22 protein-coding genes, 1 pseudogene and 1 riboswitch are annotated in these 22,079 nt (G+C 62.4%); of the genes and pseudogenes, 13 read left to right on the forward strand and 10 right to left on the reverse strand.

The window, feature by feature from the left end; all coding sequences use genetic code 11:
- Positions 1-2: 2 nt before the first annotated feature.
- Positions 3-671 carry a thiamine diphosphokinase gene (locus tag AX760_RS05370; RefSeq protein WP_425348815.1) on the reverse strand — a complete coding sequence of 223 codons (669 nt, stop codon included), beginning with the start codon at positions 669-671 and terminating at the stop codon, positions 3-5.
- A 62-nt stretch (positions 672-733) separates the two neighbouring features.
- Complete coding sequence (locus tag AX760_RS05375) at positions 734-1,303, reverse strand: MarR family winged helix-turn-helix transcriptional regulator (RefSeq protein ID WP_071831980.1); 570 nt, start codon at positions 1,301-1,303, stop codon at positions 734-736.
- A gap of 119 nt (positions 1,304-1,422) precedes the next feature.
- Here AX760_RS05375 and AX760_RS05380 point away from each other — a divergent pair, with 119 nt between their 5' ends.
- The 5 genes from AX760_RS05380 (at position 1,423) to AX760_RS05400 (ending at position 8,361) form a co-directional block, all read left to right on the forward strand.
- Positions 1,423-2,922 carry an MDR family MFS transporter gene (locus AX760_RS05380; protein ID WP_071831953.1) on the forward strand — a complete coding sequence of 500 codons (1,500 nt, stop codon included), beginning with the start codon at positions 1,423-1,425 and terminating at the stop codon, positions 2,920-2,922.
- A 105-nt stretch (positions 2,923-3,027) separates the two neighbouring features.
- Positions 3,028-3,142: riboswitch (TPP riboswitch) on the forward strand.
- A gap of 61 nt (positions 3,143-3,203) precedes the next feature.
- Entirely contained in the window at positions 3,204-4,193 is a 990-nt protein-coding gene (gene thiB, locus AX760_RS05385; protein WP_425348816.1) for a thiamine ABC transporter substrate binding subunit, read from the forward strand.
- A 28-nt stretch (positions 4,194-4,221) separates the two neighbouring features.
- Positions 4,222-5,841: a thiamine/thiamine pyrophosphate ABC transporter permease ThiP gene (gene thiP / locus AX760_RS05390; RefSeq protein WP_071831955.1), complete on the forward strand. Its 1,620-nt coding sequence runs from the start codon at positions 4,222-4,224 to the stop codon at positions 5,839-5,841.
- The gene (locus AX760_RS05395; protein WP_083531077.1) at positions 5,828-6,553 is read left to right on the forward strand and encodes a thiamine ABC transporter ATP-binding protein; all 726 of its coding nucleotides are present in this window, start codon (positions 5,828-5,830) and stop codon (positions 6,551-6,553) included. The genes thiP and AX760_RS05395 overlap by 14 nt, the downstream gene beginning before the upstream one ends.
- Before the next feature lie 296 nt (positions 6,554-6,849).
- Positions 6,850-8,361: a M48 family metalloprotease gene (locus AX760_RS05400; RefSeq protein ID WP_083531078.1), complete on the forward strand. Its 1,512-nt coding sequence runs from the start codon at positions 6,850-6,852 to the stop codon at positions 8,359-8,361.
- A 107-nt stretch (positions 8,362-8,468) separates the two neighbouring features.
- Here AX760_RS05400 and AX760_RS05405 read toward each other — a convergent pair whose 3' ends face one another.
- A complete protein-coding gene (locus AX760_RS05405; protein ID WP_071831983.1) occupies positions 8,469-9,338 on the reverse strand; it encodes an RNA polymerase factor sigma-32 in 870 nt (289 codons plus the stop codon).
- 457 nt (positions 9,339-9,795) lie between these two features.
- Here AX760_RS05405 and AX760_RS05410 point away from each other — a divergent pair, with 457 nt between their 5' ends.
- Together AX760_RS05410 and ppa are read left to right on the forward strand one after the other, a co-directional pair.
- The gene (locus AX760_RS05410; protein ID WP_071831956.1) at positions 9,796-10,302 is read left to right on the forward strand and encodes a GNAT family N-acetyltransferase; all 507 of its coding nucleotides are present in this window, start codon (positions 9,796-9,798) and stop codon (positions 10,300-10,302) included.
- Positions 10,303-10,514: 212 nt separating this feature from the next.
- Positions 10,515-11,051 carry an inorganic diphosphatase gene (gene ppa / locus AX760_RS05415; protein WP_071831957.1) on the forward strand — a complete coding sequence of 179 codons (537 nt, stop codon included), beginning with the start codon at positions 10,515-10,517 and terminating at the stop codon, positions 11,049-11,051.
- Positions 11,052-11,169: 118 nt separating this feature from the next.
- Here ppa and AX760_RS05420 read toward each other — a convergent pair whose 3' ends face one another.
- Complete coding sequence (locus AX760_RS05420) at positions 11,170-11,469, reverse strand: YggT family protein (RefSeq protein ID WP_087149172.1); 300 nt, start codon at positions 11,467-11,469, stop codon at positions 11,170-11,172.
- A 135-nt stretch (positions 11,470-11,604) separates the two neighbouring features.
- On the opposite strand from AX760_RS05420, the gene AX760_RS05425 reads away from it, so the two are divergent.
- On the forward strand, positions 11,605-12,882 hold the full coding sequence (locus tag AX760_RS05425; RefSeq protein ID WP_071831959.1) for an MFS transporter: 1,278 nt from the start codon (positions 11,605-11,607) through the stop codon (positions 12,880-12,882).
- A 15-nt stretch (positions 12,883-12,897) separates the two neighbouring features.
- Here the strand turns inward: AX760_RS05425 and AX760_RS05430 are convergent, their stop codons facing one another.
- The 6 genes from AX760_RS05430 to hemC form a co-directional block, all read right to left on the reverse strand.
- Complete coding sequence (locus AX760_RS05430; protein WP_071831960.1) at positions 12,898-13,626, reverse strand: glutamine amidotransferase; 729 nt, start codon at positions 13,624-13,626, stop codon at positions 12,898-12,900.
- A gap of 6 nt (positions 13,627-13,632) precedes the next feature.
- Complete coding sequence (locus AX760_RS05435) at positions 13,633-14,121, reverse strand: tellurite resistance TerB family protein (protein WP_071831961.1); 489 nt, start codon at positions 14,119-14,121, stop codon at positions 13,633-13,635.
- 29 nt (positions 14,122-14,150) lie between these two features.
- Complete coding sequence (locus AX760_RS05440) at positions 14,151-15,806, reverse strand: heme biosynthesis protein HemY (protein ID WP_071831962.1); 1,656 nt, start codon at positions 15,804-15,806, stop codon at positions 14,151-14,153.
- Between the two features lie 12 nt (positions 15,807-15,818).
- On the reverse strand, positions 15,819-17,060 hold the full coding sequence (locus AX760_RS05445) for a COG4223 family protein (RefSeq protein WP_071831963.1): 1,242 nt from the start codon (positions 17,058-17,060) through the stop codon (positions 15,819-15,821).
- Between the two features lie 214 nt (positions 17,061-17,274).
- Positions 17,275-17,979, reverse strand: a complete 705-nt coding sequence (locus tag AX760_RS05450) for a uroporphyrinogen-III synthase (protein ID WP_071831964.1) — start codon at positions 17,977-17,979, stop codon at positions 17,275-17,277.
- A 3-nt stretch (positions 17,980-17,982) separates the two neighbouring features.
- Positions 17,983-18,912, reverse strand: a complete 930-nt coding sequence (hemC, locus tag AX760_RS05455; RefSeq protein WP_071831965.1) for a hydroxymethylbilane synthase — start codon at positions 18,910-18,912, stop codon at positions 17,983-17,985.
- 75 nt (positions 18,913-18,987) lie between these two features.
- Between hemC and tsaD the strand changes: the two genes are divergently transcribed.
- The 5 genes and pseudogenes from tsaD to AX760_RS05480 all read left to right on the forward strand — a co-directional run.
- Complete coding sequence (tsaD, locus tag AX760_RS05460) at positions 18,988-20,097, forward strand: tRNA (adenosine(37)-N6)-threonylcarbamoyltransferase complex transferase subunit TsaD (protein ID WP_071831984.1); 1,110 nt, start codon at positions 18,988-18,990, stop codon at positions 20,095-20,097.
- 13 nt (positions 20,098-20,110) lie between these two features.
- Positions 20,111-21,100, forward strand: coding sequence for an NAD(P)H-dependent glycerol-3-phosphate dehydrogenase (locus tag AX760_RS05465; protein WP_071831966.1), 990 nt, complete (start codon positions 20,111-20,113; stop codon positions 21,098-21,100).
- Between the two features lie 44 nt (positions 21,101-21,144).
- Positions 21,145-21,438, forward strand: a complete 294-nt coding sequence (locus AX760_RS05470; RefSeq protein ID WP_071831967.1) for a YciI-like protein — start codon at positions 21,145-21,147, stop codon at positions 21,436-21,438.
- Between the two features lie 6 nt (positions 21,439-21,444).
- Positions 21,445-21,876 (forward strand): EVE domain-containing protein, encoded by a 432-nt coding sequence (locus AX760_RS05475; RefSeq protein WP_071831968.1) that lies wholly within the window; start codon positions 21,445-21,447, stop codon positions 21,874-21,876.
- Between the two features lie 10 nt (positions 21,877-21,886).
- A pseudogene (locus AX760_RS05480) lies at positions 21,887-22,079 on the forward strand (methyltransferase); the annotation flags it as partial.

The raw sequence follows: 22,079 nt of genomic DNA on the forward strand, positions 1-22,079 counted from the left end.
GATCAGGCTCCCGAAAGGTCATAGGGGCGGGCGAGGATGATCGCCCTGCCGGAGGAAAGGGAAAAGCGGACAGGGCCTTCGGCGACATTGGAGATCGTGCGCGAGGACCCGAACGGCAGATGGAAGTCGGACAGCGGATAACGGGCATTGGTGATGGTCAGGCCGGTCAGCGTGTCGAGCCCGAGGATCGAGAACAGGCTGCCTTGCGGCAGATCGATGTCGCGACTGCCGGGCAGCAGCGGATAGGCCTCTTCGTCGCCCGAGGTCAGGAGCACGTCGATGCCGTCTTCGGCGAGCCTTGCCGCATGCAGGAGGTGCATGAAGGCGTGGTCGCTGCGCTCGCCGCCGAGCGCGCCGGCCAAAAGCAGTTTTTTCGCGCCCTGTTCCAGCGCCGCGCTGACGGCGATCTCGCCATCGGTCTCGTTCTTGGCGGGCGGATAGGGTTCGCGCAGGATATCGGGCCATTGCGCGATCAACTCCGGCGGTGTCGAGTCGAAATCGCCCATCCAGCGCTCGGGGATCACGCCCAGAGACTTTGCATGGCGCATGCCGCCATCGGCAGCGATGATGCGCATGCCGTGAAGATGCCGGCGCAGGCGATCGGTCGCTCTGAGCGCGCCGCCCATCAATATGGCGAAATCCGGATGTGTCACGGCGTCCCGTTCTGTCATGGCGCAAGCCCTTATCGCAAACGGGGGGATGAGGGGAAGGGGTTGGCGCCGATTTGCCGTTTTTACCGGCCGGCGGCCCTATCCGCGGGCAGGCTTTCGGGCGTGGTCGGCATGCCCTCCTTTTCCCGGGCCAGGTAGACATGCTCGAAGCCGGCGACGAAACGGTCGAAGAGGACTGAAAAGGCGGCCACATCATCGTCCCGCCAATCGGCAAGGATGCTTTCGATGACGCTGCGCTTGACGGCCTTGACCTCGAGCATGAGTTGCCGCCCGAGATCGGTCATCACCACCAGGATCCGGCGGGCGTCGGTCTGAGATGCTTCACGCCGGAGTGCCCCGCGTGTCACCATGTCGGCGACGATGCGGCTGGCGCGGGAGGGGTCGATGCGCATCATCTCGGCGATCGTTCCCACCGTCACTTCGCCTTCCGGTTCGGCGCGCCAGACGGCGTCGAGCACGTCGATATGGCTGATCTCCAGCTCAGGCGCGACGCTTTTGATCGCAAGCCGTGCCATGACCCGACGTCCGATCAACAGGCGCCAGCGGCCCATGGCCTGGCCAATCAGGGTGCGGCTCGCCTCTGCTTCGCTGGCGCCAGGGTCTGCTTTGGTGGTCGGGGCTGCATTTTCCATGGCCAACAATAACAAAGCTTTCGCGGTTTCGAAAGACCGATATGCCGTGAACATAAATATGCTGTTGACATATATGTGCGAACAGCACATAAATTCGAAAACGCAACCGGATTTCTCCCATGGATATGCAAACTGTTCCTGCGCCGCTCGTCTCGAGCAGGGCGCTTCGTCTCACGCTTTTCGGATTTCTGATGGCGGCGCTGTTCATGGCGACGCTCGACAATCAGATTGTCTCCACCGCTCTGCCCACGATCGTCGGCGAGTTCGGGCAGATGGAGCGTTTCGGCTGGATCGGCTCGTCTTATCTGCTCGCCACCTGCGCGGTGATGCCGCTTTACGGCAAGCTGGGTGACCTCTTCGGCCGCAAATATGTGATGATTGCCGCAGTCACGATCTTCACGCTCGGTTCGATCGCCTGTGGGCTGGCCACCTCGATGAACACGCTGATTGCAGCCCGTGTCTTTCAGGGGCTCGGCGGTGGCGGCATCATGGTCTCGATCTTCTCGATCAATGCGGACCTCTTCGAGCCACGCGAACGGGCGCGCTACCAGAGCTATTCCAGCCTGATGCTGATGGCATCGGGGGCCATCGGCCCGGTGCTCGGCGGAACCATGAGCGACCTGTTCGGCTGGCGTTCGATCTTTCTGATCAACATCCCGGTCGGTGTCATCGTCCTTGCCGGCCTGTTCGTCTTCCTGCCCTATCGCCGGCCGACGCGGCAGCCGCGGATCGACTATGCCGGCGCGCTGCTTCTTGCAGGCGCTGTCACCAGCATCGTGCTTCTGGCCGATGCGCCGGAATTGTTCGGCTCGCTGCTGTCGACCGGCAGCCTTTCCGTCCTGGCTGCAGGTCTTGCCTGCGCCGTCGTCTGGATCTTCGTCGAACGGCGGGCGCCAGAGCCGATCGTGCCCCTGTCCTTGTTTGCCAATCCGTCCTTCAGCCTGTTCCTGATCATCTCTTTGGCAAGCGGCGCCATCGGCATCGGCATGGTCAATTATTTCGCGCTGTTCCTGCAGACCACCACCGGCCTGTCGCCGTCTTCGGCCGGATTGCTGTTCATCATGCTCACCGGCGGCATTGTCTGCGGTTCGCTGGCCTCGGGCCGGCTGATCTCGATCACCGGGCGCTACAAGCCGTTTTCGATCGCCAGCGCTGCCATGGCTGTCATCGCCATGCTTTTGTTCACGCAGGTCCATCCCGGCACCTCGCTGTTGCTGATTGCCGCCATCATGGGCTTTCACGGCATCGGCATCGGCCTGGGCCAGCAGGTGCCGGTGACAGGCGTGCAGAACATGGTCGCGCGCGGCGATGTCGGCGCGGCAACCGGCGCCATCACGCTGTCGCGCATGGGCGGGGCGTCGATTGCGATTTCGCTTTACGGCGCCACGATTGCTGCCGGTCTTGCGCGCCATGGCGGCACCGTTGCCGGGGTGGACGATATGGAAAAGTTGACGCCGGCCATGCTTTCGGCTCTGCCGGCCCCGGTACAGCAGGCGGTCGCCGCCAGCTACACGGCCGCATTTCACCCGCTGTTCCTGACGGCAGCCGGCATCGCAGCCATTGCGCTGTTTGCAGCCATCGGTCTCAAGGCGGTGCGGCTACCCTCCGCCGGCAGCTAGCGCCCGGGATCGATGACCGGTGCCGAACGGTTCGGACCTTCGACCCCCGAGACAAAGCGGTCGAGCCGCCTCTTGCCAAGCTCATGCGTGGCGTCTAAATCTCATCTCGCTCTAACGGGGCGCCCTGATCCGACTGTCGGAAGAGGGGCTGAGAGGCGAAAGCCGACCCGCAGAACCTGATCCGGCTTGTACCGGCGGAGGGATTAGACGGCTCACTTCAGCGCCCTCTTCCCATTTTGGATGTTTAAAGGAGGCGCCTGATGCGCAAAGTACTTCTGTCTATGATCGCCGCTGCGGCGGGTTTCTCTCTGGCCGGCCCTATGGCTGCGCAGGAAAAGACGCTGACCGTCTACACCTATGAAAGTTTCGTCAGCGAATGGGGCCCGGGGCCCAAGGTTGCAGAAGCCTTTGAAAAGACATGCGCCTGCAAGGTCAACTATGTCGGCGTCGCCGACGGCGTCGAACTTCTGACCCGCTTGAAGCTGGAAGGCGAGGCGACCAAGGCCGACATCGTGCTCGGTCTTGATACCAACCTGATCTCCGAAGCCAAGGCAACCGGCCTGTTTGCGCCGCACGGCCTTGATCTGTCCGGCCTCACGGTGCCCGGCGGATTTTCCGACGATGTGTTTGCGCCGTATGACTATGGCCACTTCGCCGTGATCTATGACACCGAAACCATCAAGACGCCGCCGGCCAGCCTTAAGGAACTCGTCGAAGGCGATCCGTCCCAGAAGATCGTTATCCAGGATCCGCGCACATCGACGCCGGGCCTTGGTCTGCTGTTGTGGGTAAAATCGGTTTATGGCGATGAGGCCGGTGCGGCCTGGGCCAAACTCAAAGACCGGATTCTGACGGTCACGCCCGGCTGGTCGGAGGCCTACGGCCTGTTCACCAAGGGCGAAGCACCAATGGTGCTTTCCTATACCACATCACCTGCCTATCATATGGTTTCGGAAAGCACGGATCGCTATCAGGCGGCCGCGTTTTCGGAAGGCCACTACATCCAGATCGAGGTTGCCGGGATGATCAGGACAGCCAGGGATCCGGCACTTGCCAAGCAATTCCTGTCCTTCATGGTCGGGCCGCAGTTCCAGACGATCATTCCGACGACCAACTGGATGATGCCGGTCGGCGCGCTCGACGCGCCTCTGCCTGATGCGTTCGCCAAGCTGGTGCAGCCAGCCAAGACATTCCTGATGTCGTCCGAGGCCGTTGCCGCAAACCGCAGGGCCTGGATCGACGAATGGCTCGCTGCCATGAGCCGAAACTGAGCCGCGGGTGAGGGGGATCGAACGCCGATTGACGCTATCCGCCGGGGCTTTTTGCCTCGTCGGGATCCTCCTGTTCGTGGCGCTGGCGGCCGGTGCGCTCGCCACATTCGATCAACCCGGTGTGGCAACCACTCTGTCGTTCGATGCCTATATCTGGCGGGTTACACGGTTCACGCTGCTGCAGGCCATCCTCTCGACGGGCCTGTCGGTGCTGTTTGCCATTCCCGTGGCGCTGGCCCTGGGGCGGCAAGCCCGTTTCCCCGGTCGTGTGTGGGTTGTCCGGCTGATGGCGTTGCCGCTCGGGCTGCCGGCACTCGTCGCAGCACTCGGGCTGATCGGCATCTGGGGCCGGCAGGGTGTGTTGAATGGCGGCCTGTCCTGGCTCGGCCTCGAGCAGCCGGTGAGCATTTACGGGCTCTCCGGTATTCTTCTGGCCCATGTCTTTTTCAATATGCCTCTCGCGGTCCGGCTGATGCTGACGGGGCTCGAGCGCATACCGGGGGAATACTGGCTTGTCGGAGCCAATCTCGGCATGCGGCCCTGGTCGACCTTCCGATTTATAGAATGGCCGGTGATCCGCGGCCTGTTACCGGGCATTGCCAGCCTCGTCTTCATGCTGTGTGCCACGAGCTTCACGCTGGTGCTGACACTGGGCGGCGGCCCTGCGGCCAGCACGATCGAGGTGGCGATCTACCAGGCGCTGCGCTTCGACTTCGATCCGCCCCGCGCCATAGCCCTTTCGCTGCTACAGATTGCCATTACCGGCCTGCTGCTCCTTGCCCTGCGATGGCTGGCGCCGCCGTCGGCGGATGGCCCGACCTCCGGTCGCAAGGCGCGCCGCTTCGATGGCCGTCGGGGGCTCGGGTGGATCGGTGATTTCGCGGTGATCGGTCTCGCTGCGGTTTTCACGATGCTGCCGCTCGGAGCTGTCGTTGTCTCTGGCCTGATGGCGGATCTTTCCGGGCTCGTGCGCGATCCTATGGTCCACCGGGGGCTCGCCACCAGCCTCGCCATCGCGGTTTGCTCTGCGGTGCTGTGTGTCGCGGGAACCGCCGCGATGATCCGGGCGCGGCAGATGGCGCTTGCACCGCGTCGCCCGCACGCTGTTGCGCGCGGCCTGGCGGCATCGGTCTCCGCCTCGACCTCGCTCGTTCTCCTGGTTCCGCCTGTGGTTCTCGGTTCCGGCTGGTTCCTGCTTCTGCGGCCGTTCGGTGATGTCAGCCGCTTTGCGCCCGTGCTGGTGATCCTCATCAACGTGCTGATGGCTCTGCCCTTTGTCTATCGGGTCCTGAAGCCAGCCATGGAAACGCATTGGCAGCGAACCGCCAGACTATCTGCGAGCCTCGGGCTTGGCGGCTGGAACCGCTGGCGCGCCATAGACTGGCCGGGTCTTCGCAAGCCGATCCTGATGGCGATGTCCTTTGCGGCTGCGCTGTCGCTTGGCGATCTCGGTGCCGTTGCGCTTTTCGGTTCGCAGGATATGGTCACCTTGCCCTGGCTGCTCTACGGGCGGATGGGCAGCTATCGCTCGACGGATGCAGCCGGGCTGGCGCTGTTTCTCGGGCTTGTCTGCCTTGCCCTGACAATTTTCGGAACGGCCGCGCAGACGCGTGAACGCGGGAATGAGGATAGTGATGGCCGAAGCTGAAAGCATGGACCCGGCGATTGGCCTTCAGGATGTCCATGTCCGCTATCCGAATGCGCATCTGCAGTTCGATTGCACCATACGGCGCGGCGAGATTGCCGCCATCGTCGGGGCGTCCGGATCGGGCAAGTCAACGCTGTTCAACGTCATTGCCGGGTTCGAAACCCAGGATGAGGGCCGGGTCGATATTTTTGGCAAAGACGTCGCTCACGTTGAACCGTCCGAACGGCCGGTTTCGGTGATTTTCCAGGATCACAATCTCTTTTCCCATCTTGATGTCGCCACCAATATCGGTTTGGGGATCGATCCGGCGCTGCGCCTCGGCGTCAAGGAGCGCGGCAAGATTGCCGGCTCGATGATGCGCGTCGGTCTGGAAGGGTTTGGCCGGCGCCTGCCGCCGACGCTGTCCGGTGGCGAGCGCCAGAGGGTTGCCCTGGCGCGCGCGCTTGTGCGGCGAAAGCCGATCCTCCTGCTCGACGAGCCCTTTGCGGCGCTCGATCCGGGCTTGCGGGCCGGCATGAGCCAGCTCCTGCTCGATCTGCACGAAGAGGAGGGAAACACCATCCTGATCATAACGCATCACCCGGATGATCTGCGACGGCTGGCCGACAGTGTGGTTTTCCTCGACGGCGGACGGATCGTCGCGCATCAGCCGACGGCCGAATTTCTGGCGCGGCGTGACAACCCGGCAATCAACGCATTTCTCGGCAATTGAACGCTTCGTCCCGCAAACTTCCTGCCTTTGCCACAATTTAACCGCCGCCCCATGCGACGGCCCGAACTGTAACTGCCATATGGCTGCGTTTCCCGCATCCGTTGCTGCGATACCACTGGGCAACTATTTCTATTGGTATTGCTAGGCACCGGCGGCGGGAATGGGTTACAGCTGCACCTTGCAGATACGCTTGCTACGACTATGTACCGGACTGTAATGAATACCGAATTTGCAGCTGGTCGCATGGCCGCGAATTCCTTGCGGGTTGGCACGAAAGACTGGGAACGAGCTGAGGCATGAACAGGAAGACAGGCACAGATCACGTGCTCCCGGCCGGGCGCCCTGGCGTTGCTCTGCGTGCCGCCGCCGGGTTGTTGACCGTACTGTTGCTCTCTGCGTGCCAGTCGTTGGTCGAGCAGAGCTACGAGCCGAGCGTCTCGCCCTCGCAAAATCCCCAGATCGTCGATGAGGTCCAGAAAAACGATCCGCGTGCACAGGTGGGCGCGCGCGAACATCCGCGCATCGTTGCCAGTTATGGCGGCGAGTACAAGGATGCAAAGACGGAGCGCCTGGTTGCCCGTATCGCCGGGGCCCTGACGGCCGTCTCGGAAAACCCGAACCAGTCCTATCGCATCACCATTCTGAATTCACCGGCGATAAACGCCTTTGCCCTGCCGGGCGGTTATCTCTACGTGACGCGTGGCCTTTTGGCGCTTGCCCTTGATGCCTCTGAAGTTGCGGCCGTGCTGTCGCACGAAATGGCGCATGTGACGGCCAATCACGGCATCGAGCGGCAGCAGCGGGAAGAGGCGGAAGTGATCGCCAGCCGCGTCGTCTCCGAAGTCCTGTCGAGCGATCTTGCCGGCAAGCAGGCGCTCGCGCGCGGCAAGCTGCGCCTCGCTGCCTTCTCGCGCAATCAGGAATTGCAGGCTGACGTGATCGGCGTGCGGATGCTGGGCGAGGCCGGCTATGACGCCTATGCCGCCGCACGTTTCCTCGATTCCATGGCCGCCTATAGCCGTTATTCGGCGGTCGATCCGGATTCGGACCAGAGCCTCGACTTCCTGTCCAGCCATCCGAACGCGCCGCAGCGCGTCGACCTTGCGCGCCGTCATGCACGGGCTTTCGGACCGGAGGGCGCGACGGGCGATCGGGGACGGGACTATTATCTCGCAGGCATCGACGGTCTTCTCTACGGAGACAGCCCGCAGGAAGGCTATGTCCGCGGACAGACATTTCTGCATGGCACTCTGGGCATCCGCTTCGACGTGCCGAACGGCTTCCAGATCGACAACAAGGCGGAAGCGGTGCTGGCCACCGGGCCCGGCGATATCGCGATCCGCTTCGACGGCGTTGCCGATCCGAAACGGCGCAGCCTGACGGAGTATATTGCCAGCGGCTGGGTCACCGGCCTGCAGCCGGCAACCATCAGGCCGACAATGATCAACGGCCTGGAGGCCGCGACGGCACGCGCCTCCGCCGATCGCTGGGACTTTGATGTCACGGTGATGCGGATCGATACCCAGATCTACCGCTTCCTGACAGCCGTGCCGAAGGGGTCTGCGGCCTTGGCGCCAACCGCGAACGCGCTTCGCGCTTCGTTCCGCCGGATGACTGCGCAGGAGGCGGCTGCGCTGAAGCCTTTGCGTGTGCGCATTGTCACGGCAAGTTCGAGCGATACGCTGGCAACGCTGTCGGCCCGCATGATGGGCACCGATCGCAAGCTCGATCTCTTCCGGCTGATCAACGCCATGCAGGTCACCTCGACGGTCAAGCCGGGCGACAAGGTCAAGATCATCTCGGAATAGCTTGTTCGGACTGAAAGCGGAGCCGGCCCTGGTGTCGCTTCAGACAGACGTCGAAAGCCCGCCGGGTGGCGGGCCTTGCAAAGAGATTGTTGTTTGGTTGGTCCGGCTCAGTGCGCCGTCATTGCCAGGACAGGCGCCTGCGCGACAAGCGCGATCTTCAGCTTTTCCAGCGCGCGGGTCTCGATCTGGCGAACGCGCTCCTTGGAAATGCCGAGATTGACGCCGAGTTCTTCGAGCGTCGCGCCTTCGTCCGAGAGGCGGCGGGCGAGGATGATCTTCATTTCGCGCTCGTTCAGCTGCTCAAGCGCGTTTCCCAGCCAGGCACGGCGGCGTTCCTGATCAATCATGTCGCTCACCTGTTCGTCGGGCAGGGGGGCGTTGCAGGCAAGCAGATCCAGCTTTTCGCCACCATCGCCCTCGCCTCCGCTGGAGATCGGCGCCTGGAGCGAGGCGTCGTTTCCGGAAAGCCGCGCGTCCATGGTCTGGACATCCGACACGCTGACACCGAGCGCCACGGCGATTTCTTCGTGGATCGCCTGGGCGGTCAGCTGCCGGTCACCCTGGGCGAGTTTTGCGCGCAGCCGGCGCAGATTGAAGAACAGAGCCTTCTGGGCGGAGCTTGTGCCGCCCCGGACGATCGACCAGTTGCGCAGCACATAATCCTGCATCGAGGCCCGGATCCACCACGTGGCATAAGTCGAAAAACGCACCTCGCGGCTCGGCTCGAAACGGGCAGCGGCTTCCAGAAGTCCAATATGGCCTTCCTGTATGAGGTCGCTCATCGACAGGCCGAAATTCCGGAATTTTCCCGCCATGGAGATCACAAGGCGCATATGGGCCATGGCGATCCTGTTGCGCGCGTCCTGATCGTCGTTGTCCTTCCAGGCCTGGGCCAGAGCCTGTTCTTCATGGCGCTCCAGATAGGGGGCCGCCATCGCAATCTTGATCATGCGCCGGTCTGCAGAGAGGTTCTTCACGGGCAACTCCTGACAGGGCACCATTGTGCCGTTTAAGCGTTCGGTCGATCCGTCATCCCGCATTTCTGTGTCTGGCCGTTGACGCTTGGGAGATGCGCCCTACATTCTGGTTATGGGCCTGGACTGAGTGTTCGCGGGTCTGATGCAAAATTAGATCTTGTTCTTATGGCCGGGGTGTTTGCTGCAACCGCACGCACACCGGACGTCGAACAACGCGTTGACCGGGAAAAAGTTCCGCGGTCTGTCTGTGGTTGGCCATTTTTCATCACCTGCGACTTGTCGCGTCGTCAGCCGTGCTGCGCGGGGTTTTCTGTGCGTGCCGGACTTTTCACGCTTGCCGCAAAAGTTAAAAAAGCGTTAACTTTTGATCATGGTCCCCAACAGTCACCTGTGGGAAGTTCAACATCGGTGGCTTCGCGGGATTCCTGTTGGTGCGTCATGGGTCTAGAGTTTCGCTATGAAAACACTGTCAATTGATGTCCGTCCGGGGGAGCCGAGAGACGCCTTTGCGATAGCGGACGTCCACCGCGTCTCCTGGCTGCAGGCCTATGCTGGCCTTATTCCGCACAGGCCGTTGAACCATATGGTCGATCGCCGAAATGAAAGCTGGTGGCGCAAGGCGACGCGCGGCCCTGCCACGCTTCTTGTTGTCGATGTGGCCGGCGTGATTGCCGGTTATGCGACGCTGGGCCTCAATCGTGCCCGTGCCCTGCCGCAGGAAGGCGAAATCTACGAAATTTATCTTCGCCCGGAATATCAGGGGATCGGCCTTGGCCGGATCCTGTTCGGCGAGGCCAAAAGCCTGCTGAGATCGCTCGGCTGCAAGGGACTGGTCGTCTGGTGCCTCGAGGACAGCCATCATGCCGACCGGTTCTTCCGCACGGCGGGCGGACGAGACCTTTGCGAGGGTATGGAAGACTTTGGCGAAAAGAATCTCAAGAAGATCGGCTATATCTGGGACTGATCCCCTCGGGTCTGCTGCGGAAACGTGTTCGATCGCGCGTCGGACATTGGGTTCGCGCAGCCCTTGATCGAACTGCTTCTGTGGGCCATGGGCAGACGCATGTTGCGTCGGGACCCGGCCAATTTCGGCTGTGAACCGAAAGTCATGTTGCGTTGCCGCATGTTTCGCTTTATCGGGTTTCCAGCATTTCATCGCTGATCTGGGAGACACCTATGCGTATCGACGCAATTTCCATTGGAAAGAATCCACCCGAAGATATCAACGTCATCGTCGAGGTGCCGGTTGGCGGCCATCCGATCAAGTATGAAATGGACAAGGAAGCCGGCACGCTGGTGGTCGACCGTTTCCTCTATACGCCGATGACCTATCCGGGAAATTACGGCTTCGTTCCGCACACGCTGTCCGATGACGGTGACCCGATCGACGTCCTGATCGCTTCCACCCGTCCGCTGGTGCCAGGCTGTGTCATCAATGTGCGCCCGATCGGCGTCATGATGATGGAAGACAATTCGGGCAAGGACGAAAAGATCATCGCCGTTCCGAACTATCACCTCACCAAGCGCTACGACAAGGTCAAGGACTACACCGACCTTCCGGAAATCACGCTGCAGCAGATTGAGCATTTCTTCGAGCACTACAAGGATCTGGAGCCCGGCAAGTGGGTCAAGATCTTCGGCTGGAAGGACGTCACCGTCGCCCAGCAGCTGATTGTCGAAGCCATCGAGCGCGCCAAGACCGTCCAGAAGTAAACGGCTCCATCAACGGGCCAGACAAACAAACACCTCCGGATCTGCCGATCCGGAGGTGTTTCTGTTTCGGGCTCTTGCCGAGGCCACGCTGCCGCATATGTGCAGTAGAGACGAGGGGTCAGTCGACGCCGAGCAGCGCCGGTGCGATCGTCGTGTTGAGAAAGAGCTGCAGGAAATACAGAATGACCAGGACGACCAGCGGCGAAAGATCGACACCGCCCATGTTCGGCAGGATGCGCCGGATCGGACGATAGAGCGGTTCTGTCAGCTGGTACAGCGAGCGACCGATCATGTTGATCGCCTGGTTGTTCACATTGATCACGTTGAAGGCATAGAGCCACGAGAAGATGGCCGATGCGATGATCAGGAACCATGCGATGTTGATGATGAAGTTCAGTGTGCCAATGACAGCAATCATGCCAGTCTCCAATTCTTTGTTGACAGACATGTAGACATTGACGCGTAAACCGGCAAGTCCGCGCCGTGCACCGGTCGAAACATGTTTAACGTGCACGCCGGCTTTATATTGCTTCCGAATGAAAGAGACTGACGCATGTCCTCCCTTCAAGGCGCAGACCGGTTTGCGGCTTTCCGCCATGTTTCCTATACCCGCTTCTTCTTCGCCCGCTTCCTGGCCTCCTTCGCGATCCAGATCGTCAGCGTTTCGGTGGGCTGGCAGATGTACGCGCAAACGCAGAACACGCTGTATCTCGGCCTGATCGGCCTTTTCCAGTTTCTGCCTTCGCTGGCTCTCATTCTGGTGACTGGTTCCGTCGCCGACCGCTACAATCGCCGCGCCATCGTTTCGATCTGCATGGTCATCAGTGCACTCTGCGCTGCCGCCCTGCTTGCGTTGACCCTGGCTGATGCGTTTACACCCTGGCCGGTGTTTGCCATCCTGATCGTCTTCGGCATCGAGCGCGCCTTCATGGCGCCGGCCGTCCAGTCGCTCGCGCCCAATCTTGTGCCGCCACGCGATCTGTCGAATGCCGTTGCCTGGAATTCCTCGTCCTGGCAGACGGCCGCCATTCTGGGGCCGGTCGCTGGGGGTTTGCTCTACGGGGTGAGTGCGATCGTTGCCTATTCGCTGGCGCTCGGCTTTCTGGTGCTGTCATCCATTCTCGTCCTCATGATTGAAAAGCCGGTCCAGCGGGTGCTGCGCGAGGCTGCCAGCTGGTCCTCTATCCTGGCCGGCTTCCGTTTCATCCGCTCGGAAAAAGTGGTGCTCGGGGCGATTTCGCTCGATCTCTTTGCCGTCCTGCTCGGCGGCGCCGTTGCGCTGATGCCGGTGTTCGCCAGCGATATCCTCGTGCTGGGACCACTCGGCCTCGGGTTGCTTCGGGCTGCGCCGGGCATTGGTGCGATCGCCGTTGCCATCGTGCTGGCCACCTATCCCATCCGCCATCGCGCCGGCGTCCTGATGTTCACGGGTGTGGCGCTGTTCGGCGTGGGAACGGTGATCTTCGGCCTGTCGCAGGTCGCGTGGCTGTCGATTGCCGCCCTGATGCTGATGGGGGCTGCGGATATGATCTCGGTCTATGTCCGGGAAACCCTGATCGCGCTCTGGACCCCGGATGCCGTGCGCGGACGGGTCAATGCGGTCAACATGGTGTTCGTCGGCGCTTCCAACGAGCTTGGCGAGTTTCGAGCGGGAACCATGGCGCATTTCATCGGCGCAGTGCCGGCCGTGGTCATCGGCGGTGTCGGCACATTGGTGGTGTCCGTCATCTGGGCGCTCGGCTTTCCGCAATTGCGCCGGATCGATTCGCTCGATGTACCCGCGCATATTGTCGAACGACCGGAAGCGGCTGACCCGACCGCAGTGCTCTGACGCTTCAGGACAACGTCAGACGCAGGTCTTTTCGCCCTTGCGCTGGAAGATCAGCGACAGGAAATTGTCCATCCAGGCGCGCAGCGGGCCATCATGCTGCAAACGTCCGTCCAGATGCGCCTTGCCCATCTGGGCCCCCGGCAGTTCGAACCGGTGCGCGCCATGCACGACCCAGCGGTGCATCATTGCACGGGTCAGTTCGCCGTGAAACTGGATGCCCCAGGCGTTGTCGCCATAGCGGAAGGCCTGGTTCGGATAATAATGGCCTGAGGCCAGAAGTTCGGCGCCCCTTGGCAGGTCGAAACCTTCGCGGTGGAACTGGTAGACCATGTCGGGCCAATCAAGCAGCGCCCGCCCGCCGTCGGTCCCCCGCAGCGGATACCAGCCGATTTCGGTCAGACCCTCGTCATGCGGCGCGACGATCCCGCCGAGATGGCGCACCAGCATCTGGGCGCCGAGGCAGATGCCAAGAAACGGACGGTTCTCCGACAGCGGCACGGCCAGCCAGTCGATTTCCCGACGCACATAATCCTCATTGTCATTGGCGCTCATCGGTCCGCCGAAGACGACGGCGCCGGAATGGCCGTCGAGGGTCGAGGGCAGGGGATCGCCCAGCACCGGACGGCGGATGTCGAGATTGAGGCCCTTCTCGAGAAGCAACTGGCCGACACGGCCTGGGCTCGATCTTTCCTGATGCAGGACGATGAGGACCGGCCTTTTGGTGTCGCGATGGTCGAAAAGCATGTCGCCTTACGTTTCCTGTTGTGCCCCGGTCTCCTCCACCACGTCGAACTTCGCCGCCACTTCCTGGCGCTTGATGATCCGGTCCCGCCCCGAGACGCCCAGGAGATCGGCAATGCGCCAAATCACATGGTCCTCCATCTCGCTGCGTTTGCCGTCCGCATAAACAATCTCCCACAACATGCCGACGAGGTCGATCCTCTGTTCCTCGGAGAAGTGTCGCTTGATGTCGGAGGTGAAGCGGAAGAAGTCGATCGCCTGGCTCTCTGCCGTCTCGCCGGCGGCAATCAGCGCATTCAGGGTCGAATCGTCGAGCTGGTAATGATCCTTGATCATCCCCCGCACCTTCTTGCGCTCCGATACCTCCGTTTCGCCGTCTGCTTCCATGACCTGGATGCAAAGTGCCATCACGGCAATGCGCGGATCGCCAGCCTCGATTACGGTCGGTGACGTCGCCTCGGTCAGGCTTTCGAGAAAACTGCGAAATCGTTCAAACATGATGATCCAAACAACGAGGGCGGGACAATCTAGAACACGCGGAATGTCGTCTTTTCTAGTGGCTTTTCCTTGCGCACGCCCGGATCGTCGGGCGCATGGCCGAAAAAGGGTTCCGTGAGTGCTGCGTCCGGTTTCTTTCGCGCGCCGACCGCATCGGTGACGATCGTTTCCGGCTGCTTTTCAGTCTCCGGGCTCGTTTCGACCTTCACGGCAGGCTGTTCGACAACGGCGACGGCCACAGGTTGCGGCTCCGGCACCACAGTCTCGGCTGGCTCCAATATCTCCGGCGCCTGCGCGACTGTTTCATCCGTCCGGACCGGAGGGACGTAAACCGGCGGCAGCGCCCGGATGGCGGCATCAATGCTGCTCAGCGCGCCGTCCTCGACTGGTCCCGAGAGTTGGCTGACCGGCGCTTTCCATTCGAATGCATCAAGCCGGCCGCTGACCGCCGACACGGGCAGCCAATCCGGCGATGTCACGCCGTCGGCAGTCCAGGCGGGATCACGGGGGCTTTTCAACGCCTGGTTCATCCAGTGGCGGATGCGGCCATCGTCACCGGTATCGGCTTCCTCGATATCCGCCAAAAGGAGAAACACGCTTTCGCTCGGCGCAAGCCTTGCAGCGGCCTCGGCCTTGCTGCGGGCAAGCTGCAGTTCGCGGGCTTCCAGGGCCGCTTCGGCAACCGTTGCCAGTGCCACCGCATTGTTCGGCTTCAGCGCCTCCAGCTTGCTCGCACGTTTCAGCCGGTCGGTTGCGGAATCGCCGTTGCGAGCCCGCACGTAGAGCCTTGCCACTTCGGGCTGTGGCTCGTGTTTCCAGAGCTTTTCCAGGATCGAGGCGCCCTTGCGCAGGTTGTCCTCGCGAAAATAGGCCTTCGCGGCAATCAGGCCGGCGGGCACAAGCGTTTCGGACAGTTTCAGCGCCGCTGTCGCGTCCTCGCGGGCGCCCTTCGGATCGGATTCCAGCTTTTCGGAGGCACGCGCTGTCAAAAGCACCGCCTTTTTGCGGTCTGCATCCTTGCGGTCCAGCACATGCGCAGCCCGGCTCTGGTCGATCAGCCGGATGGCCTCGTCCCATTGGCCGGTCTGGCCGCGATAATCGAGCGCAGCAAGCGTCGCCCAGGGCAAATGCGGCGCCTTGTCGGCCGCGCGCTCGGCGTATTGCCGGGCAGCTTCGTTGGCACCCAGTCTTTTGGCTTCGAGATAGAGCCCGCGCAGGCCGAGTTCGCGTGTTTCCGGATCGTCGGCCATCAGCTCGAATTTCTTGCGGGCATCGTCATACTTGCCGTCGATCAGCGCTGTCTGCGCCTCCAGCAGGTGGATCAAAGGCTCCTGGTCCGCACTGAGCAGGCCCTTTGTCCGGGCGGTCATCTTGCGCGCCAGATTGGCATCGCCGGCACCGGCGGCAATCAGGCCTGTCGACAGAGACTGGTATCCGCGGTCGCGCTTGCGTGCCCGGAAATAGCGGGTGATCGAGTGTGGCGACAGCCAGACCACGCGCACGATCCAGACGGTGATGAGGATTGCCGCGACCAGTGAGGCGAGCAGCGTTGCCGCCACCATCAGGCTCATCTCGATGCGCTGTCCCTGCCAGATCAGCGAGAGTTCGCCCGGACGGTCGGCAAGCCAGGAAAATCCTGCGCCAAGCGCCAGGATGATGAGGATGAAAAACAGGATACGGATCATCAAATTCTTTCCTCAGCCCTGATTGGTCATGACGCCAGCGACGGCCGCGTCAATCAGGCTTTCGACCCGGATGCGCTGGTCGAGCTTCGTCTTGAAGTCGGCGCCTGCGGACTTTGCCTCTTCCGGCAAGGCCTGCCATTCGAGGCTGGCGCCCTTGAAGTCGCCATTCGTCAGCTTGTTCTCGATCCGCGCCACAACAGCGGCAGGACCTTCGCCCTCGACACTGCCGACCGGGCGCACCCGGATGGCGGAGGATGCGCTGTCGATCAGGCGGGAGAAGACGCCCTGGTTCGGATCTTTAAACTCGCTGGCCTCCAGCATGGCATCGGCGGTCGACGGGAAATCGCGGATCATGTCGGCGCGCGACGCAATCCCGGTCGTTGCATCGCCGGCAAGGCCCGTGACCGCCGGATCTTCGGCCGCGATGCTTTTCAGGGCATCAAGTTCGGCAAGGAACGGCCCGCCGCGATCAATCGCGGTCTTCAGCGCCGTCACGGCCACGGCACGGGCCAGTTGCACGTCGCTTGCCGGCTCGTCGATCTTTTTTTCCGCTGCCTCGATGCGGCTCGAAAGCTCGGTGGTCGTGGTCTCGGTCGAGGCCTGCGCATCGGCAAGGCCGGATTTGAGCGCCGCGAGTTCATTGGTGAGATTGGTTATGCTGGCCTCGAGCCCCGAAAGGTCGGCGGCCGTGCCGCTTCCGGCCTGCGCCGTGTTCTGTTCAAGTTCGGCAAGGCGCGTCTCGAGCGGCGCGAGATCGACCGTTTCCGAGGCCGGCGGGACGGCGGCAAGCTGCACCTTCAGCGCCTCGACATCCGCTGCCAGGGTTTGGCTGACATTGCTTCCGGTGTCGGGTGCGAGCGATGGCAGAACGCCGGCATATTGCAGGCCGCCGGCGCCGAGAAGCGTGATCAGGCCGCCCAGAATGCCGGCCGCCAGCGCGCCCGCGCTGGACGGTGGTCGGGCCGGCTCTGTCCGATCGTGCACCGGTTCCTCGGCACGGGTTGGCTCTTCGGCAAAAGCTGCAGCTGCGGATTCCGCTCTGGCCTCCGTTTCCGGCGTGTCCATGTTCTCGGACGGGAGAGGCGATGCGGCGTTTTCCTCCGTTCCTGCCGTCGAAACAACCGGCTCTTCGGCCGGGGTTTCGGGCAGGTCGGCGCGCTCCGCCGCGTCCGGCCGCTCTGTGTTGGCCTCCAGCTCGATGGTCAAGGACTGCTGATCGGGTTTCGAACGGCGCGGCGGGGTATCCGGTACCATGGTCTTCTCTTCCCGTTGAATTGTTCGCATGAATTTCAAGTCTGGCTTTAAACCTAGACACGCAGACCGCCTAGGGAAAGCCCCTCCTGCATAATTCCTTGAAGCGGGTTCGCTTTCTGGATGAATTTATGCTGCAGGTTTAGCCTGTTAGAGCGTGTTGCGCGTGTCCAAAATGACCTGCGGCGTTCTCCGGTCGATTGGCCGCAAGACCGTTTTAGAGAAGCCTCAACAGGCTGTCTTCATCCGGCGTCGTGGCCACCGCGACATTGCCTGTCGTCGACGGCAGAATTCGGGCGATGGCGGGGCTGAGGCAGAGATAACGCAGGTCAGGTGTTTCTTCAGCGCCCCGCAGATCGAGAAAAAGACGTGCGGTTTCGCTCGAATACAACAGAACGGCATCTGGCGGCGTCTCGGCCAGAATTGTCTGCAGGCGCGTTTTTACGCCATCCACCGGCACCATCCGGTAGCATTCCACCACTTTGAACCTGATCCCGTCGCGACGCAGGCTCGCCTCGAAGTCTGGCGAGCGCGGTGCGCCGGCCAGATAGAGTGTCTGTCGTGGGTCGGTAGCGGCAAGCGACGCTGCCAGCATTCTGGCAAGCGACCTGCCGGTTCCGGTTCCGGTCATGATGTTTCGAAAGCCGAGCGCCCGGGCGGCACTTGCAGTTGCCGTGCCGACGCAGAAAACCGGCGTGTCGAGATGGTCCTTGATGTCGTTCGCAATCGAGGCCAGGGTCTCTGCAGCCTGGGCGCTTGTCAGCGCCAGCGCTGCATAGTCCTGCCTTAGGGCGCTGCGTGCGACATCCGCGTCGGCAACACTTTGCATCAGCGGCAGGACGAGCGCCTCATGCCCCAGTTCCTGCAGCCGACGTGCCGTTTTCGAGGCGGCCGGTTGCGGACGGGTAACAAGGATGCGCATGGCTCAGGTCCAGCTCGAAAAGAAGTCTGTCCCGGCGATGATCCTTATGTCCTCGCCAGCTTTCCTGCCAAGCTCCAGGGCATCTCTTGCCTTGCCCTCTGCCGAGATCCGGTGGTGCATGGTGCCATCCGGTGTGAGGACCATGCCGGAGAATCGCAGCGTGTCGCCGTCCGAGAGCGCATAACCGGCGATCGGCGTCCGACAGGATCCGTCGAGGGCCGCGAGGAAGGCGCGCTCGCAGGTCACGGTTTCATGCGTGCGGACGTGGTTGATCGGCTCGAGCAGCCGGTTCACCCGGTCGTCACCAATCCGGCTTTCGATGCAGATCGCGCCCTGTGCCGGCGCCGGTGGAAAGGCGTCGGGGTCCATGATCTCCGTTGGCACGGTCTCCTTGCCAAGACGCTTCAGGCCAGCAAAGGCAAGCAGCGTCGCATCGACCTGGCCCTCGGCCAGCTTGCGCAGACGCGTATCGACCAGGCCGCGATAGGTGATCACCTCGATATCCGGGCGCAGGCGCCGGATCAGCGCCTGGCGGCGCAGCGAGGACGAGCCGACGACGGCATTCTTCGGCAAGTCGAGCAATTTCTTTGCGGTGCGGCCGATGAAAGCGTCGCGAATGTCTTCGCGCGGAAGATAGGCGGACAGAAACAGTCCAGTCGGCAGTTTCGTCGGCATGTCCTTGGAGGAATGCACGGCAAAATCGAGACCTTCCGTGATCAGGAGGTCTTCCAGTTCCTGCGTGAAAAGCCCCTTGCCGCCGATTTCCGACAGCGAGCGATCGGTAATGCGGTCGCCCATCGTCGAGAGAACGACGATCTCGAACATCTCCGACGCCATGCCGTGCGCCGCCACCAGGCGGTCGAGCGTCTCATGGGCTTGCGCCAGCGCCAGCGGGCTGCCGCGTGTGCCGATCCGGAAAGGTTTTGTTTGCATCCATGGCGTTCCGTTGTTACCGGGTTCCGTGTAACCGCCTTTATGGGCGACCGCAATCTTTTGAATGAACGGCCCATGTCCTCGCCCTTATCCCCGCCATTGCGCATCCTCGGCATTGAAACAAGCTGCGACGAAACCGCCGCCTCTGTCGTCGAGCGCGATGCTGACGGTCGCGGGCGGATCCTTGGCGATGTCGTTCTCAGCCAGATGGAAGAGCACAGCGCCTATGGTGGCGTCGTGCCGGAGATCGCGGCGCGCGCTCATGTGGATGCGCTGGATACGCTGATCGAGGAAGCGCTGTTGCGGGCCGGCGTGACGCTGAACGATATCGATGCCATCGCTGCGACAAGTGGTCCCGGACTGATCGGCGGGCTGCTGGTCGGTCTGATGACCGGCAAGGCCATCGCGCGGGCGTCGGGCAAGCCACTCTACGCCATCAACCATCTCGAGGGCCACGCGCTGACCGCCCGGTTGACCGACAATCTGGCATTTCCCTACCTCATGCTTCTGGTCTCCGGCGGCCATACGCAACTGGTCCTGATCAAGGGCATTGGCGATTATGCGCGCTGGGGCACGACGATCGACGATGCCCTGGGCGAAGCCTTCGACAAGACGGCCAAGCTGCTCGGCCTGCCTTATCCCGGTGGCCCCGCCGTCGAGCGTGCAGCCAGAACCGGCAATCCCGATCGTTTCGTCTTTCCGCGTCCGCTGGTCGGCGAGGCACGGCTCGATTTTTCCTTTTCCGGCCTGAAGACTGCGGTGCGGCAAGTGGCGCAATCGATCGAACCGGTGACCGAGCAGGATGTTTGCGATATCTGCGCCTCCTTCCAGACGGCGATCTCGCGCACGCTGAAGGACAGGATCGGCCGCGGGCTTTCGCGCTTCAAGGCCGAGTTCAGCGGGCAGGCGGCAAGCCCCGTGCTCGTCGTTGCCGGTGGTGTCGCGGCCAACCAGGTTCTGCGCTCGACGCTGCAGCAGCTTTGCGATTCCAACGGGTTCCGGTTTCTGGCGCCGCCGCTCGATCTGTGCACCGACAATGCCGCGATGATCGCCTGGGCCGGCGCCGAACGCATGGCAGCCGGGCTTCCGGCTGATGGTCTGGAGGTTGCGCCGCGCTCTCGCTGGCCACTGGATGCCGATGCGCAGGCGCTGATCGGATCAGGCAAACGCGGAGCCAAATCATGATGGGAAACAGGTCATGACCGAGACTGCGCCAAAGATCGTCGTCGTCGGTTCGGGTGCTTTCGGCACCGCGCTCGCAGCAGTTGCGGCCGCCAATGGCAATCCGGGTGTGATCCTTCTGGCGCGGCGCGAAAGCGTCGTCGAAGCGTTTTCCGAAACAGGCCGCAACGACGACGCCCTTCCGGGCATCGAATTGCCGCAGACCTTGAAAATGACGGTTGACCCGACCGTGCTGTCAGGCGCTGCCATCGTGCTTTTCGCCATGCCGTCGCAGGCCCAGCAGGAGGCGGCGCGCGCGCTGTCCGCGTTCATCGGAAAAGATGCCGATGTCGTCACCTGCGCCAAGGGCATGGAGCGCGCCAGCGGGCGCATGCTGACCGATGTGCTGGAGGCGGAACTGCATCACCGGCGCATCGGCGTTCTCTCCGGTCCTGGCTTTGCTTCGGATATCGCCAGGGGCTTGCCGACGGCAATGGTCGTTGCGGCCGCGGATATCGACCGGGCCTCCTTCCTTGCCGGGGCGCTGTCCGGGAAGACCTTCCGGCTCTACCCTTCCAGCGATCGAACCGGCGTACAGCTCGGTGGCGCGCTAAAGAACGTTCTGGCGATTGCCTGCGGCATCGTCGAGGGTGCGGGCCTGGGCGAATCCGCGCGCGCCGCGCTGATTGCGCGCGGCCTTGCCGAAATGTCGCGCTTCGTCTTGGCCCATGGCGGTGATCCGGATACGGTGCGGGGGCTTTCAGGCCTCGGCGATCTGGTTCTGACAGCCACCAGCCACCAGTCGCGAAACCTGCGCTTCGGCGTTGCCCTTGGCCAGCGTGGCAGCGCTTCCGGCCGGGCGGAGCTTGTCGAGGGGGCCTTTGCGGCGTCGGTCGCGGCACGGGTCGCAGACGGGCTGGGCGTCGACATGCCGATCACGCAGGCGGTGGCCGCGATCATCGACGGAAAGACCGATGTGACGACGGCGCTGGACCAGTTGATGTCCCGCCCGATGACCCGGGAATAGAGAAACAGCCTTTGCAACAGAGGCTTTCGAACAAGGAGACTGTCATGCTTTTTGCCGTTCTGTGCACCGACAAGCCGAATGCCCTGCAACTGCGCCTGGATACGCGTCCGCCGCATGTCGCGTTCCTGACCGATCTCAACGAAAAGGGCACGCTGGCCATGGCCGGCCCGTTTCTGGACAGCGACGGCAAGCCGAACGGCAGCCTGGTCATCCTGAAGGCCGACACCATCGAGGATGCCCGCGCAATTGCTGCGCAAGACCCCTATGCCAAGGCCGGGCTGTTCGCCCATGTCGAGATCAAGCCCTATAATTGGGTCTTCAACAATCCGGAGGCCTGAGGCGGCATGGCGTACTGGCTTTACAAATCCGAGCCGTTCAAATGGTCCTGGGCCATGCAGAAGGATGCGGGCGATCAAGGCACCGAATGGACCGGCGTGCGCAACTATCTCGCACGCAACAACATGCGGACCATGCAGATCGGCGACAAGGGCTTCTTCTACCACTCCAACGAGGGGCTGGAGATCGTCGGCATCACCGAGGTCTGCGCGCTGTCGCATCCGGATTCGACTGCCGAGGGCGACGCCCGCTGGGACTGCGTCGATATCCGCGCCGTCTGCGATCTGCCGAAGCCGGTTTCGCTGAAGGACATCAAGGCCAATCCGAAATTTGAAAAAATGGCTCTGGTGACCTCGATGCGACTCTCCGTCCAGCCGGTGACGGAAGATGAATATCTGGATATCTGCCGGCTCGGCGGCCTCGACAATCCACCGCTTTGATCCGACCGTCGTGAAAACGGATCCGGAAACCTTCATCCGCGCCAACACCGATATCCTGTGCCCGCCGCACGTGCCGGAGGTGCGTCTGCATCTGGCAGGCGAGGCGCATGATCTCTGGCTGAAGACGGAGGATGAGCTTCAGGAAATCGGCCTGCCACCGCCATTCTGGGCTTTCGCCTGGGCGGGAGGGCAGGCCGATTTCC

Source organism: Pararhizobium antarcticum (assembly GCF_001885585.1).
GTDB classification, from domain to species: Bacteria; Pseudomonadota; Alphaproteobacteria; order Rhizobiales; family Rhizobiaceae; genus Pararhizobium; species Pararhizobium antarcticum.

What these genes read in the sequence shown, in the direction of transcription:
- AX760_RS05370 (WP_425348815.1), bottom strand. Translation starts at nt 671, where the DNA reads ATGACAGAACGGGACGCCGTGACACATCCGGATTTCGCCATATTGATG.
- AX760_RS05375 (WP_071831980.1), bottom strand. Translation starts at nt 1,303, where the DNA reads ATGGAAAATGCAGCCCCGACCACCAAAGCAGACCCTGGCGCCAGCGAA.
- AX760_RS05380 (WP_071831953.1), top strand. Translation starts at nt 1,423, where the DNA reads ATGGATATGCAAACTGTTCCTGCGCCGCTCGTCTCGAGCAGGGCGCTT.
- thiB (WP_425348816.1), top strand. Translation starts at nt 3,204, where the DNA reads ATGATCGCCGCTGCGGCGGGTTTCTCTCTGGCCGGCCCTATGGCTGCG.
- AX760_RS05395 (WP_083531077.1), top strand. Translation starts at nt 5,828, where the DNA reads ATGGCCGAAGCTGAAAGCATGGACCCGGCGATTGGCCTTCAGGATGTC.
- AX760_RS05400 (WP_083531078.1), top strand. Translation starts at nt 6,850, where the DNA reads ATGAACAGGAAGACAGGCACAGATCACGTGCTCCCGGCCGGGCGCCCT.
- AX760_RS05410 (WP_071831956.1), top strand. Translation starts at nt 9,796, where the DNA reads ATGAAAACACTGTCAATTGATGTCCGTCCGGGGGAGCCGAGAGACGCC.
- ppa (WP_071831957.1), top strand. Translation starts at nt 10,515, where the DNA reads ATGCGTATCGACGCAATTTCCATTGGAAAGAATCCACCCGAAGATATC.
- AX760_RS05420 (WP_087149172.1), bottom strand. Translation starts at nt 11,469, where the DNA reads ATGATTGCTGTCATTGGCACACTGAACTTCATCATCAACATCGCATGG.
- AX760_RS05425 (WP_071831959.1), top strand. Translation starts at nt 11,605, where the DNA reads ATGTCCTCCCTTCAAGGCGCAGACCGGTTTGCGGCTTTCCGCCATGTT.
- AX760_RS05430 (WP_071831960.1), bottom strand. Translation starts at nt 13,626, where the DNA reads ATGCTTTTCGACCATCGCGACACCAAAAGGCCGGTCCTCATCGTCCTG.
- AX760_RS05435 (WP_071831961.1), bottom strand. Translation starts at nt 14,121, where the DNA reads ATGTTTGAACGATTTCGCAGTTTTCTCGAAAGCCTGACCGAGGCGACG.
- AX760_RS05440 (WP_071831962.1), bottom strand. Translation starts at nt 15,806, where the DNA reads ATGATCCGTATCCTGTTTTTCATCCTCATCATCCTGGCGCTTGGCGCA.
- AX760_RS05445 (WP_071831963.1), bottom strand. Translation starts at nt 17,060, where the DNA reads ATGGTACCGGATACCCCGCCGCGCCGTTCGAAACCCGATCAGCAGTCC.
- AX760_RS05450 (WP_071831964.1), bottom strand. Translation starts at nt 17,979, where the DNA reads ATGCGCATCCTTGTTACCCGTCCGCAACCGGCCGCCTCGAAAACGGCA.
- hemC (WP_071831965.1), bottom strand. Translation starts at nt 18,912, where the DNA reads ATGCAAACAAAACCTTTCCGGATCGGCACACGCGGCAGCCCGCTGGCG.
- tsaD (WP_071831984.1), top strand. Translation starts at nt 18,988, where the DNA reads ATGTCCTCGCCCTTATCCCCGCCATTGCGCATCCTCGGCATTGAAACA.
- AX760_RS05465 (WP_071831966.1), top strand. Translation starts at nt 20,111, where the DNA reads ATGACCGAGACTGCGCCAAAGATCGTCGTCGTCGGTTCGGGTGCTTTC.
- AX760_RS05470 (WP_071831967.1), top strand. Translation starts at nt 21,145, where the DNA reads ATGCTTTTTGCCGTTCTGTGCACCGACAAGCCGAATGCCCTGCAACTG.
- AX760_RS05475 (WP_071831968.1), top strand. Translation starts at nt 21,445, where the DNA reads ATGGCGTACTGGCTTTACAAATCCGAGCCGTTCAAATGGTCCTGGGCC.